Source organism: Acinetobacter sp. A3 (genome assembly GCF_012371415.1).
Taxonomy (GTDB): domain Bacteria; phylum Pseudomonadota; class Gammaproteobacteria; order Pseudomonadales; family Moraxellaceae; genus Acinetobacter.
This window is the reverse complement of the sequence record NZ_JAAZQW010000002.1, coordinates 127,288-141,809: the sequence shown is the minus strand read 5'-3', so window position 1 is coordinate 141,809 and position 14,522 is coordinate 127,288. Positions and strand designations below refer to the sequence as shown.

The following is a 14,522-nucleotide window of genomic DNA, read 5'->3' as shown; positions in this document are numbered from 1 at the left end:
AAAAAGGATGGCACGAAGCCATCCTTTTTCACATCATGCTGCTTATTTTACGCCACGTGCAGTTAAATAGTTTTTAATCACAGTGTTAAATTCTTCCGCTTTTTCAACTTGTGACCAGTGGCCACATTGGCTGAAAATGTGCGCATCGGCATGTGGCACAACATTTAAAATGTCCCATGTGCGAGATACTGGAATCACTACATCCTGCGTACCGTGAATCAGTAAAACAGGTACCGTAATGTCTTTCATTTTGTCAAAATCGAGTGGGAACTCAAAACGGTCACGGTCACGTGCGCCAACCACATCCATTAAACGGTCTGATGCATAGTCATTTTTTGCAGAAGCAAAACGAACCTTAACCAACTCATCTGTAATCAGGTCTTTGTTCACTACAAACATCGACAATGTTTTTTTAATGCCTTCTTCAGTCAAGACAGGATTCGCATGTGCTTTAAGCGCTGCCGTCTGTTTTGCACCGCCTGTACCCATAGACACAATACCAAGTACACGCTCTGGGTAGTCCAATGCCAATTGGAATGCCAACCAACCACCGAGCGAGTTACCCACCAACCATGTTTTTTCAATGCCCAATGCATCTAAAGTACGCACTGCATGATCAACCCAAGCACGAATACCATAAGCAGTGTTTGGAGCCACCACAGTCTGACCATAGCCAATGGTATCAATTGCGATACAACGTGCTTGCTCACCAATTTGTGGCAAGTTTAACCACCAGTTTGCCGCAGCAGATACACCTGTGCCTGAACCGTGTAAAAATAGAATAGGTGTACCTTCACCCACTTCGTGATAGTGCGTTAATTCGCCTTCGGCAGTTTCAATCCATTTATCTTCTAAGCCAAAGAATGGATCTGTTGTATAGTCAGGGATTTGAACAGTGCTCATATATACTCCTCGTACAGTCTTTAGCTTGCGTTTAGCTCTAAAAAAATAGAATTTGACGTCAAGTGGACTCATTCAACATTACGTATTTACTGGCTTATATTACCTGTTCATGCCTTATGAACTGATACAAATTTACGATCACAACCCATAAAAAAACGATTAAACAACTCTTTGAAATTTATAAATTTAATAAAATTAAAATCTTAATTTTTATAAGGTATTTAGTACATAAATATTAAAAAAAGAGCGACTATATAAAGTCGCTCTTTTTTACAAGGTTTAGAATTTATAGGTATAGGTGGTGGCTACACGATGTTCTTCTAAGTCATTACCAAAATTATAGTTGGTATCAATAAACATGTAATTGAAGCCTAAGCCTTTCAACTTACCTTCAGGCACAACGTAATTTACGATCACATTGTTTTCGTTTTCTTTACCTTCAGGAGCATCACCACGATCAATATTATCACCACGGAAATGACGAATGGTTGTAGTCAAACCTGGTATACCTACTTCTGCAAAGTTATAGGTATAACCTAAACTCCACGAACGCTCATCTTTACGAATAAAGCTTGCTACCGACCAGTTATCTAAATACGGCTGTGGTACCCAACCACCCAATGTTGGGAACATTGGTGCACCTGTACCATGTTCACCAAACATTTGCTGATAACCTAACTGAACCGTATGCATGCCATGGTTAATTTTTGCACCAGCAGATACTGCTTGGCTGTCGATGTTGCCATACAACTTATCACCTGACTCGCTATTATCAAAATAACGAACATGGGTGTCCAACTTAGTTTTTTCACCAACAGTCGTTTTGTAGTTTGCAGCGACATAATGTTGTTGATAAATATTGGTGACATCTGCATACCAGTAGCTACCACCGACTTTTGGAGTAAATTGGTAATCAACACCTGCGATATACATACCATCATCAGTTGTATTAGTAAAATCGTTATTAGGGAACAAACTTAAATCTTGGTATTGATTGTCATAGCGAGCATTAATGCCCTCAATATATGCCAAAGTTAGTTTAGTATTCTGAATATCCTTAGACTCTAACCATGCACCACTATAAGTTGTGAGTAATTGACGCGATGGATCAAAGAATACCACTGGGGACATTGGTAATAGATCACCAACTTTCAACTCAGTTTCAGAAACCTTAACTTTTAAGGTTGCGCCCAACTTGGCGTTATCACGTTCGGTCTTCTGATTGCTATATGGCATGTGAATGTCATTCACTTCACCACGTGATTTTAAACCAATCGCATATTGTGCCAATAGATCAGCACCGACTTGAATACCTGCACCAATATCATGATAACCAGATTTCGCATCTAAAGTGACAGCTTGCGTCCAATTTCCATAACCAGGAGTTACCGAACGGCCTGCCTCATGCGCATATTCTCGATCTAAATAAAAATTCTTAAATTTAAGCTGAACATTGCTGTCGTCAATAAAATCTGCCTGAGTGGCAGTTGTCCCTAAAGTTGCTGTCGCAGCAAAAAGTGCTATCCATAAGTTGTGACGATGCATGAGTTTTTCCTATTCATCCAATAAGCGAATTAGCGCATCATGCAAAACTCTGTAATTGAAAAAAATCCGACCACAGTATTAGGGTTTTCAGCAGATTTTAGCCTTTCTTTACATTATGATTTTTTTTAAACATTTTTAATTCTTTTTAACGATAAAACATTTGGCAATGAATCCTCATCAAATGACTTTCTCTCTGAATTCGAAGCACAATTTGACCTAAAAGAGTCATTATTTTTTGCAATATGCTAGTGAGTAATCTTTTTTAGATGTAAGTCAATGTGTTAGCGTTATTTTCTATAAAAAACACTTATAAGAAAATCATTTTAATCCACCACTAAATTCTGCATAAATTTGCCTATTTTTCGCCATAAAAAAAGCACTCCAAATACATTTGGAGTGCTTCATTCAAGCTGGCTTTAAAACTAAAACTTAGGCTTGCATTTCACGTGCTTTAGACATAGTCAAAGCCAAGTCTTCAATCATATCTTCCTGACCGCCAACCGTACCACGGCGACCAAGCTCCATTAGGATTTCACGCGCAGAAACGCCATATTTCGCTTCAGCACGTTTCGCGAACAATAGGAATGATGAATACACACCTGCATAACCTAAAGTTGCCGCATCACGGTCGGCACGAATTGGGTTGTGCATCATTGGAATCACTAAATCTTCTGCCACATCTTGCACTTTGAACAAGTCCACGCCTGTATCCATACCCATACGGTTAGCGACAGCAATGAACAACTCAAGTGGTGTATTCCCCGCACCCGCACCAAGACCAGCAGATGCCAAGTCTACACGTACTGCGCCTGCTTCAACTGCGGCAACAGTATTTGACACACCCATACCCAAGTTATGGTGACCGTGGAAGCCTAACTCGATGCTTGGGTCCAAATGTTGACGTAAATGTCCTACACGATCAATCACATCTTGAGGAAGCATATAACCCGCAGAATCCGTCACATAGATACAGTTTGCACCGTAAGACACCATCTTTTTCGCTTCTTCTAGCAATTTTTCAGGTGAAGCCATGTGCGCTAACATCAAGAAGCCCACTGTATCCATTTCTAATTTACGTGCAGCGGTAATGTGCTGTTCCGAACAATCCGCTTCAGTACAGTGTGTTGCAACACGAATAGTCGATACACCAATTTCATGTGCCATTTTCAAATGATCAACTGTACCAATACCCGGTAAAAGCAATGCAGAAACTTTGGCATTCTTCATACGTGGTACAACAGCAGACAGGTATTCTTCGTCAGTTGCTGCCGCAAAACCGTAGTTAACCGATGAACCACCTAAACCATCACCATGAGTGACTTCAATCAAAGGTACACCTGCATCATCTAATGCGGTTGAAATTGCAATCATTTGCTCTACTGTCGTTTGATGGCGCTGCGGGTGCATACCATCACGTAAAGTCATATCGTGAACAATAATCTTAGACATTTTGGTATTCCTTTAAGCTTCAGCAGTGTTAAAAACGTGTTCTGCAAACATTTCTGCAGTACGAGCAGCGGCTGCAGTCATAATGTCTAGGTTGCCTGCGTATTTCGGCAAAAAGTCACCTAAACCTTCAACTTCTAGGAAGATTGAAACACGGTTACCATCAAAAATTGGGCCATTCACCAATTTATAGCCTGGTACATATTTCTGCACTTCTTTGATCATGGCATGCACAGATTCAGTAATCGCGGCTTGATTTGGCTCACCTTCAACCAGACAGTGAACGGTGTCACGCATCATCAGTGGTGGCTCTGCCGGGTTAATGATGATGATGGCTTTACCCTGTTTCGCGCCGCCTACTTTTTCAATGGCGCCTGCTGTAGTACGGGTAAATTCATCAATATTTTTACGTGTACCCGGACCCACTGATTTGGTGGATACCGTTGCAATGATTTCGCCATATTCCACAGGTTGTACACGTGAAACTGCAGCAACCATAGGAATTGTTGCCTGACCGCCACACGTTACCATGTTCACGTTTGGCACTTCGCCAGCAGCCAATAACGCTTCTAAGTTTACTGGTGGTACACAGAATGGACCAATTGCCGCAGGGGTTAAGTCAATCATCAGCACACCAAGTTCATTTAACTTGCGGCTGTTTTCAGCGTGAACGTATGCAGACGTTGCATCAAAAGCAATTTTAATGTCATCTTCAAGAATATGTGGCAATAAACCATCCACACCTTCTGCTGTGGTTTTTAAACCCATTTTTGCAGCACGTGCCAAACCTTCAGAAGTTGGGTCAATCCCCACCATCCATACTGGTTCCAACCATTCACTGCGTTGCAATTTATAAAGCAAATCCGTACCAATATTACCCGGACCGATCATTGCACATTTAATCTTTTTCATGCATGTACTCTCTTAGAATCTCGATTTATTCCGCAGCAAACGCAGCTGTTACTGAACCAAAGCCTTCAATTTCAACTTTGAATTCTTCACCCGGATGAGCAACAACCATAGGGCCTAAAGCACCGGTTAAGATGATGTCGCCTTTTAACAATGGACGACCACGGCGTACCATTTCATCGGCCAACCACACTGCAGCATTGAGCGGGTTTGCCAAACATGCTTTACCCACGCCTTGAGAAACAACTTCTTCACCACGTGTCATAACCATTTTGCAGTTCACTAAGTCTAGATTTTCTAGCTTGACGGGTTGTGAACCTAAAACAAATGCAGCAGAAGATGCGTTATCTGCCACGGTATCAATCAAACTAATTTTCCAGTTTTCAATACGGCTATCGACCACTTCAATGGCTGGTAAGGCATATTCAGTCGCACTGATAATGTCTGCATAGGTGTGTTTTTCTTTGGTCAGGTCTTGGTTAATCACCAACGCTATTTCTGCTTCTACTTTAGGCTGAATCAGCAAACCTGCAGGAATTGCTTCACCATCGCCATAAGCCATATCGGCAAACAACATGCCAAAGTCAGGCTGATCTACACCCAGTTGTGCTTGAACCACTTTAGAGGTCAAACCAATTTTACGCCCCACCAAACGACGGCCTTCTTTCAAGGCACGTTCGGTATTCACTTCTTGAACGGCATAGGCAATATCTACGTCAGCACTTTCACCACCAAGCTCTGGGCGGATTGGCGCGATCGCAGTTTGAGAGAGTTCGGCAGTACGTAATGCTTGCGCAACTGATTCAACAACAGCAGAATTCGACATCAATGTTTCCTTAAACTGCAAAAATTGGGCTTATACCCTGAGGTGTTGGAAAGGTGATAAAAGAAGAAAAGGCACCATGACCCTGATCTTGACCGTCAGCGTGATAAGCTGTCCATCTCAGAGGTATGTATAAACTGATTTAGCATCTGAAAAATGGCGTTTTTATGCCAATACTTATTTTCTTTTTTTCAATAGCTATTAGCTATTAGTCTGTTTTTATAAAAACCCATCAAAACAGCCGCCTGTAGGCTTTACTATTATTTCCCGAGTAGATGGCTCGACTATTGGTAGCAATCTTAAAATGTCTTAATCCTGACTTTAGACTAAAAGCTAAGCATTTCCTGTCGGCACAATATATTCAATAAAAAAGGGCAACTTGCTTGCTGCGAAATTGCCCTTTTTGTTGTGCTGTAAATTTAGCCTGCCCGACGCAAACGGTACTGTTGCAATAAAAATGCATGTAAACTCGGTACATCATGTGCAATAGTCAAAGGCTGATAACGCTGCAACACCTCTACACTATGCACACCGTAGCTCACCCCCACACGTGGCATGGCAATATTCTGCGCCATTTCTAAATCATAAGAGGTATCGCCCACCATAACAGCCTGCTCAACCTGCACTTGGGTGCTGCTTAAAATTTCCTGCAACATTAAAGGGTCTGGTTTAGATTTAGTTTCACTGGCAGCGCGTGTTGCCACAAATAAATCCTGGCTTTTGGTTTGAGCCAATACACGGTCTAAACCTTTACGGCTTTTACCTGTTGCCACGGCCAGTTTCAAACCTAAACCAGACAATTCATCTAGCATTTCTGCTACACCATCAAACCAAACATCGGTTTTTGAGTGTTCCACATAGTGTTCTGAATAGCACTGCAAAATATCCTGATGCAGTTCAGGCACCTGCGGAAACAGGCGCTGCGCCACTTCTGGCAAGCCCAAACCAATAATACTTTTAGCAGCAGCATCGGTCAGTGGTTGCTGAAATTGTTGTGCTGCGAACTGCAAACTCGCCACAATTTGACCGACGGAATTAAATAGCGTGCCATCCCAATCAAAAATGATGAGTTCTACAGGTTTGTTCATATTAGGTTCCTAGATTTGATTCTGCTTTAAAATTCCCTCGCTTTACCTTAACTGAAAAGGATAAATGATCAAGAATCAGCACATATATCACAACAAATATTCGATAGCGAAACGGCGACATGAATGTCGCCGTTTCGCTGTGGCACAGGGATGTTCCATCAGCGAAACAAAAGATTTTTGTTACTTTTCATCTTTGAAAAGTAAGGCATAGCCTATACAACAAGAATTTAAATTAAAAACTATAAAATGTGGCTGTGAATTACCCCTGAAAGCCCAATCTCCGTCTTGAGAAACAATGTTCCTCATCTTTAAAAAGAAGGGAACTGCTATCACACAATAGAGAATGACAAAAATTAAAACTCAGGTGGTGCTGTCGGCTTATCCGCCTTTTGCGCTCTAAGCTGCGCCACCAGACTCTGCATATCTTCAGGTAAAGGAGCTTCAATCACAGGATAGCCCGGAATTTCCAAACGCATAGCATGTAAGCACAAACGACGTGGTGCAGGACCACGGTATTCAGTTTGATGTCCGTATTTATCATCACCCACCAAAGGATGCCCAATACTTAAACCATGCACACGAATTTGATGGGTACGCCCAGACAGTGGCGATGCATACACCAAACTGGCATGCATAAAACGCTCTGCGACCTTCCACAGGGTTTTGGATTCTTTACCCTCTTTAGATACACGTACTCGACGTTCACCATTGGCCAATTCATAACGATGCAATGGTGCATCAATCAATTGCTGATCTAAACTCACCTGCCCTTTGACAATGGCCGCATAAGTTTTTTGAATTTTATGTTCGCGCAATAAGTCCTGCAGCGTTTTTAAGGTGCTACGCTTTTTAGATACCATCACCAAACCTGAAGTATCACGGTCAATACGGTGAATCAGCTCCAAATATTTTTTACCTGTGGCAGCACGTAAACCCTCAATCAAACCATAAGCGACACCACTACCGCCATGCACTGCAATGCCCGAAGGCTTATTCACCACCATCAAGCCTTCATCTTCATAAATCACACGGCTTAATAAGCTTTGTGCGACCTTATCTGAAATAGGTGCAGCACTGTCGTCTTTTTGTTCATAGCGAATAGGCGCTACACGAATTTGATCGCCAATATTGAGTTTGGTTTCTGCTTTAATACGCTTTTTATTGACCCGTACCTGCCCTTCGCGAATCAAACGATAGATGCGACTTTTAGGCACCCCTTTTAAACGACTAAACAAAAAATTATCGATGCGTTGACCCGCTTGATGCTCATCCACTTCAAACCAAGTGACACTTTGCCATTGTTGGGTAGAATTCATACAGTTAAGTGACCTAATAAAATACTAAAATTGATTAAAAACTGATCATTTAGGCTATGCTTTACACAAGAAACATAAGCTTAGCCCATAGGCAGATGATGCAAGGTTTGATATAGTCAGCGCACGGAAACCATCGTTAGTGGGTTAAGGTTGAATCTATTCAGAATTTTCTGAAACAACACTCAACTGAATACCTCACCATATACGAGCAGGTCCCAAAAGAATTATGCCGACGCCGAAGGCTTATTATATCGGCAAAAAAGCAAACTGTTGCGTTTAATTGTACCTCAGGTACATAAATCAGTTTGTCTGAAAAAATATGTCGCCAACTTTGTTGGTTTTTAAACGTAAACTGATACACATCAGATTAGTCGCACCCTGAAGTCGCATTCAGGCTAAAGCGTTTGATGTATTGGATCTGCACAATTTGTAAAGATACGACGATAATTCCGTATCAAGACACTCTATCTATGTAAAGAAGAGCTGATCTTCGAGCAATGTGACAGTGAAAGTTACACACATCCAATACACCGCTCGTCCGCCAGTGAAGCGATCAGGTGACTTTATCCGTTTAAAGGTTAAAGCCGTATTGCCATCATCAATACGTGAATCATACACCGCAGCCAACCTAAATAAGGCCGGTAAAAAAAGCTCAGACCACAATAGGTTTTTTGAGATCTGAGCAGTTGATCCGTGATGCTTGATGTTCGCTACGTGTCTAGCGATTTTTTGCTGTGTATCACTATTAGGTGTTACACCCATGAAACGTATGTTGATTAATGCAACACATGCCGAAGAAATTCGCGTTGCACTTGTCACTGGTCAGCGTCTTTACGATTTTGATTTAGAAAATCGTACCCGTGAACAAAAAAAATCGAATATCTACAAAGGTCATGTGACCCGTGTAGAACCTTCTTTAGAAGCCGTATTTGTTGAATACGGTGCAGGTCGCCAAGGCTTCCTGTCTATGCGTGAAATCGCAAACTCTTACTACAAAGCCGATCCTCGCCAAACTTCAAATATCCGCGAACTGATTACTGAAGGTACTGAGCTTTTGGTTCAGGTAGAAAAAGAAGAACGTGGCAACAAAGGTGCTGCGCTATCCACCTTCATTTCTTTGGCAGGTCGTTATTTAGTACTTATGCCAAACAACCCGAAAGGTGGCGGTATCAGTCGTCAAATTTCGGGTTCAGTCCGTGAAGAACTGAAAGAGATGTTAGCTTCACTGAACATTCCTCGTGGCATGAGCGTGATTGTGCGTACTGCGGGTATTGGTCGTTCTCAAGAAGAATTGCAGCTTGACCTTCAACACTTAATGGACCTTTGGGCACAAATTCAAAGCACTGCAAGTTCAGGCCCATCACCAATGCTAGTACACCAAGAAGCAGGTGTCGTCACACGTGCCATTCGTGACTATTTGCGTGATGATGTTGCAGAAATTTTAATTGACTCAGAACAAGCCTATAACGAAGCTTATAACTTTGTGAAAGCGGTTATGCCACGTCAGTTAGACAAGCTAAAAACTTACACTTTAAATGAACCACTGTTTGCACATTTTGGTATTGAAAGCCAAATTCAAACTGCGTATGAGCGTGAAGTAAAACTGCCTTCAGGCGGTTCAATTGTCATTGACCAAACTGAAGCATTGGTTTCAATTGACATCAACTCAGCAAAATCGACCCGTGGTCAAGACGTTGAAGATACAGCGTTAAATACCAACCTTGAAGCTGCTGAAGAAATTGCACGCCAATTGCGTTTACGTGATATTGGTGGTTTGGTTGTTATCGATTTCATCGACATGACCAAAGACCGTAACCAACGCATGGTTGAAGCCAAACTCCGTGAAGCCACTCAAAGTGACCGCGCACGTATCCAGTTTGGTCAATTATCACGTTTTGGTTTAATGGAAATGAGCCGTCAGCGTTTACGTCCATCGCTTGAAGAAGCGACTGGTTACGTTTGCCCACGCTGTCACGGTACAGGTATGGTGCGTGACTTACGCTCTCTATCTCTTTCGATTATGCGTAAAGTGGAAGAAATTGCACTACGTGAACGTCATGGCGAAGTTCAGGTTGAAGTGCCTGTAGAAATTGCAGCCTTCTTACTGAATGAAAAACGTCATAGCTTGGTTTACCTTGAGCAAACCTCAAATGTACGTGTGACAGTTTTACCGCACCCACACTTAGAAACGCCGCATTACGAAATTTCGTATAACCCTGAAGGTTTTGCACCAACCAGCTATGAGCGTACTGAAGCAACCCGTTCAAGTGAAAAAGAATTGGGTTATGAGTCTTCTGAATGGCATTTGGAAGAAGCAGATCAATCGCACAGCCATAGCGCACCTGCAGCTGAAAAAACTACAGCGAAAAAACCACAAGCAGCACAGCAAAATAAAGCAGCTGCACAACAGTCCGCACCTGCGGCAGCAACTACAGCAGCCAGCCCATGTGCATGGTTAGAAAATCTGTTTGTGCAAAAACAAGCATCTACCATTGATCAAGCACGTACTGCCAACAACGCTGCAGCAGCCATTGAACAAATGGTAAATAATGGCGCAGTTAGCCGTGGTCAGTTTGGTCAAATTGCAACTGCAGCCGCAGCACCTGCTGCAAGCAGCCAAAATGTGTACCTTGCACCATCGACTGTGGCACAAAAAACTGAACGTGATGGCGCAGAAAAAGCTGCTGAACGTGAAGAAAAATCGGCGCCACGCCACAACAACAAAAAGCCACGTCACAACAATAATAAGCACAAAGAGCAACGCGAACAGCAAACTCAGCACGACAATCAACAACATCAAGTGCATGAAGAAGTAGTTCAGTTGTCACGTCAGGAGCAACGTCAGGAAGCGCGCGAAAACAAACGCAGCTCTCGTCGTCAGCACAACAATGACCAAGCGCAGCAGCAAGATGCTCAACACAACAATGAGCAACAACAAAATGCCGTGCCACGTCGTGACCGTCGTAACCAACCTCGTCCAGAACGCCCAAATCGCCAACGTGATGCCAGCGTATTGAACGAACAAGCAGCTGTCACAGCTGAAGTTGCCAACAACCAACCAAAAGTAGACTTAATTGATGCACCACGCCATGAGTTAAGCACTACAGCCATGGTGGTTAATGTTGATCAAGCACAAACTGAAATCGTGGCATTGAATGCAGCGCCTGCAACTGAACCTACTGTTGCAGCAGCTCCTGTTGTGGAAGCTGTAGCAGAGCAAGTTGAAGCTCCTGCGGCAACAGCTGTTGTGGAAGCAGCTGCTCCTGTAGCAGAAGCACAGCCACAACCAAGTGCACCAGCAAAACGTGCTAGCAACGACCCGCGTCAGCGTCGTCGTCAGCAACGTGAAGCGCAGGCTCAACAAGCAGCTGCACCGAAGTTGACACCATCTCAAGTACCAACTTTAGGGCAATACAACATTGGTAGCTTAATTCGCCATGTCTATGGTGAAGATTGCTCGGTATTAATTGAACAGTTTGGCTTAATTCCAACGTTCAACCGTGCCTTGCAAAAGTTCACTGACGAGTATGCTGCAAGCCTTGTTAGCACTGCGCCTATGGCAGAGAAAAAACCTGTCACTCGTGACGTAGAAGTTGCCAAAGCTGCTCCTGAAGCAGAACCTGCACCTGTGTTAGACCTAACACCACCAAAACCTGTGTCAGACAAACGTGTGGCCAACGATCCTCGTGAGCGTCGTCGTTTAGCAAAACAGGCCGCAGAACAAGCGTTAGAGCAAGCTAAGCAGGCTCAAGTAGTTGAGAAAACTGAAGCAGAAGCTGAAACCACAGCTGCACCTGTAGCAGCAAATCCAGCAACCGAAGTTGAACAACCTGCTGTTGCTAATGCTGAAGCAGAAGCTGTTTCTACAGAAGTCAGTGCGACTCCAGAAGAAGCACCTGCTGTAACAGCTCAAACTGAGCAAGTAGAACAACAGACTGCCTCTGCCGAAGCAGAAACTGCTGAAGCATCTACGCCAGTCGCTGCGGAACCAGTACAAGCAGAATTGGCTGTAGATGATCCAGCCGAAACAGCTGAGTCTGAGCAAGAAAAAGCAGACAAAGAAAAAGTGGTACGTCCGCGTCGTCCACGTGGTCGTCCACCAAAGAAAGCTACGCCGCCAACTGAGTCGTAATTCGCACTTTTGCAGCGGAATAAAAAAATCCAGTCATTTCGATGACTGGATTTTTTTTGTAACGTAAAACTTAGCGCATCGACCTGAATTTAAATCATGCGACAATTTAGATTTACTCCATGATTTTATAAAATCCAGTATAAAGCTGAAAAATTAGGTTGATTGCACTAGCCTTTAGGGATTAAAAAACAACAAGACTTGATGCTTTGCAACAGATGCAACGGATGACGACAAAAATAGGATTCTTATGAACCAAATGACACAAAGCGATTTAATTGGCTTAACGGATGTTGCGGCAAAAATTCCGCAGTTTATGACAAAAGTTCCCCACCTGATTACAGGTTTAAAGCAAGCCTATTTACGTACTCCTCGCACGCCTGCTGGCTTGGGTTTAGCATTTGAAAAGGCTGTCCATCGCAATCCACAGGGCTGCGCCCTCATGTTTGAAGATCAGCAATACAGCTATTTACAGCTAAATGAATGGGCCAACCAAATTGCGCATTACTATTTAAGCATTGGCGCCCGTAAAGGCGATGTCATCGCCGTTATGCTGGAAAATCGACCTGAGTTAATTGCCAGTATCATTGGCTTGGCTAAAATTGGCGTAACTGTTGCCCTCGTCAATACGGCACAAGTGGCTAAAGTCTTGGCTCATAGCATTAATTTAGTTAAACCCATTGCAGTGATTGTGGGCGAAGAATGCCGCCAAGCGGTTGCCGATATCCGTACTGAATTACAACTGCCAGACAATCGTCTGTATTGGTTTGCAGACCAAAATACACGCTTGGATGCAGGTACTGCTCCTGAAGGATTTAGTAACCTCTCCCTCTGTTTAGCTACACAACCTGCTTTCAACCCTGCGACCACGCAGTCTGTACAGGGCAAAGATGGGCTGTTCTATATTTATACTTCAGGCACAACAGGTCTGCCTAAAGCCGTTATTTTCACCAATAGTCGCTGGACACTGGCCTACGGCACCTATGGGCACGTATTAGGCTTAAACCAAAACGATGTCATGTATTGCACCCTACCGTTGTACCATGCGACAGGCATTGTGGTGTGCTGGTGTGGCGTGATTGCAAGCAGTGCTACTTTTGCCATTAGACGTAAATATTCCACCTCTTGTTTCTGGCAAGATGTGCATAAATTCAATGCTTCAGCCATTGGTTATGTGGGGGAACTATGCCGCTATTTAATGGATGCACCTGCCTCAGACTTAGAGCGTGGACACCGTGTCACAAAAATGATTGGCAATGGCATGCGCCCAAACATCTGGAGCAAATTCAAAACCCGCTTTGGTGTTCAGGAAATTCTAGAACTGTATGCGTCTAGCGAAGGCAACGTCGGTTTTAGCAATGTCTTTAACTTTGACAATACCGTGGGTTTTTCACCTACACCGTATGCCGTCATTCAATTTGATAAAGAAAAAAATGAGCCTGTGCGAGATGCCAAAGGCAAATGCATAAAAGTTAAAAAAGGCGAAGTTGGTTTGCTCATTGGAAAAATTACCCGCCGCTCACCCTTCGATGGCTATACCGACCCTGAGAAAAATAAAGCCGTAATTTTGCAAAATGTCTTTAAATCAGGTGATGCCTACTTCAACACGGGTGATTTAGTCCGTGATATCGGTTTCCGACATGCCCAGTTTGTTGACCGCTTAGGCGATACCTTCCGTTGGAAAGGTGAAAACGTATCCACCACCGAAGTAGAAAACATCCTCAGTGACTACAGCAAAATTGCTGAAGCCGTGGTGTATGGTGTCGAAATCCCACATACCAATGGACGTGCGGGTATGGCGGCTATTACTTTGGCAGATGGCTGTCAGCTCGATGAACAGGACTTAAGCCAAATGCTGCTGCAGTTTAAACAAAACTTACCTGCCTATGCTGTACCTGTATTTCTACGTCTGCAAAAGCAAGTACAAACCACTGGCACATTTAAGTATCAGAAAAACACCCTAAAAACCCAAGGGTTTGATTTAAAACAGTGTGATGAAAAAATTCTGGTGTTATTGCCAAGTCAAACTGCATATTGCGAACTGACCCCCGAAATTTACGACAATATTCAAGCCTATCAATATCGCTTCTAAGCCAATTGGTTGCCTATTTTTTGATTAGATACGACAAATTTGTTGCATTTATAATCAAACATAGGCAACTTTTTTATTTTTTGCTTGCGCTCGCTTCATATCTTGCTACAATACGCTCCATCAAACGAAGTGGTGCTTAAAACCCTCTGGTTTTTCTTGCACTTCACAATCAAGCCTGCTTGGTTGCTGGTTCAGGGTCGTTAGCTCAGTCGGTAGAGCAGCGGACTTTTAATCCGTTGGTCCCGCGTTCGAATCGCGGACGACCCACCAT

General features: G+C 43.2%; 9 protein-coding genes and 1 tRNA gene. 3 read left to right on the top strand and 7 right to left on the bottom strand.

Going from position 1 to position 14,522, the window contains the following annotated elements; all coding sequences use genetic code 11:
* Positions 1 to 42 precede the first annotated feature (42 nt).
* The 7 genes from HHA42_RS01815 to HHA42_RS01785 all read right to left on the bottom strand — a co-directional run bounded on the left by HHA42_RS01815 (position 43) and on the right by HHA42_RS01785 (position 8,030).
* The gene (locus HHA42_RS01815; protein WP_168460359.1) at positions 43 to 903 is read right to left on the bottom strand and encodes an alpha/beta hydrolase; all 861 of its coding nucleotides are present in this window, start codon (positions 901 to 903) and stop codon (positions 43 to 45) included.
* A gap of 279 nt (positions 904 to 1,182) precedes the next feature.
* Entirely contained in the window at positions 1,183 to 2,448 is a 1,266-nt protein-coding gene (locus HHA42_RS01810; RefSeq protein ID WP_168525251.1) for an OprD family outer membrane porin, read from the bottom strand.
* A 429-nt stretch (positions 2,449 to 2,877) separates the two neighbouring features.
* A complete protein-coding gene (gene dmpG / locus HHA42_RS01805; RefSeq protein WP_160232107.1) occupies positions 2,878 to 3,897 on the bottom strand; it encodes a 4-hydroxy-2-oxovalerate aldolase in 1,020 nt (339 codons plus the stop codon).
* A 12-nt stretch (positions 3,898 to 3,909) separates the two neighbouring features.
* Complete coding sequence (locus HHA42_RS01800; RefSeq protein WP_168525249.1) at positions 3,910 to 4,806, bottom strand: acetaldehyde dehydrogenase (acetylating); 897 nt, start codon at positions 4,804 to 4,806, stop codon at positions 3,910 to 3,912.
* Positions 4,807 to 4,831: 25 nt separating this feature from the next.
* A complete protein-coding gene (locus HHA42_RS01795) occupies positions 4,832 to 5,629 on the bottom strand; it encodes a fumarylacetoacetate hydrolase family protein (RefSeq protein ID WP_168417527.1) in 798 nt (265 codons plus the stop codon).
* Between the two features lie 416 nt (positions 5,630 to 6,045).
* The gene (locus HHA42_RS01790) at positions 6,046 to 6,714 is read right to left on the bottom strand and encodes an HAD-IA family hydrolase (RefSeq protein ID WP_168525247.1); all 669 of its coding nucleotides are present in this window, start codon (positions 6,712 to 6,714) and stop codon (positions 6,046 to 6,048) included.
* A 353-nt stretch (positions 6,715 to 7,067) separates the two neighbouring features.
* Complete coding sequence (locus tag HHA42_RS01785) at positions 7,068 to 8,030, bottom strand: RluA family pseudouridine synthase (RefSeq protein ID WP_168417529.1); 963 nt, start codon at positions 8,028 to 8,030, stop codon at positions 7,068 to 7,070.
* A 760-nt stretch (positions 8,031 to 8,790) separates the two neighbouring features.
* On the opposite strand from HHA42_RS01785, the gene HHA42_RS01780 reads away from it, so the two are divergent.
* From HHA42_RS01780 to HHA42_RS01770, 3 genes are all read left to right on the top strand, one after another.
* On the top strand, positions 8,791 to 12,162 hold the full coding sequence (locus HHA42_RS01780; RefSeq protein WP_168460363.1) for an Rne/Rng family ribonuclease: 3,372 nt from the start codon (positions 8,791 to 8,793) through the stop codon (positions 12,160 to 12,162).
* A 247-nt stretch (positions 12,163 to 12,409) separates the two neighbouring features.
* Complete coding sequence (locus HHA42_RS01775; RefSeq protein ID WP_168525245.1) at positions 12,410 to 14,251, top strand: long-chain-acyl-CoA synthetase; 1,842 nt, start codon at positions 12,410 to 12,412, stop codon at positions 14,249 to 14,251.
* 194 nt (positions 14,252 to 14,445) lie between these two features.
* Positions 14,446 to 14,521 (top strand) — tRNA-Lys (locus HHA42_RS01770).
* The last annotated feature ends 1 nt before the right edge of the window (position 14,522 follow it).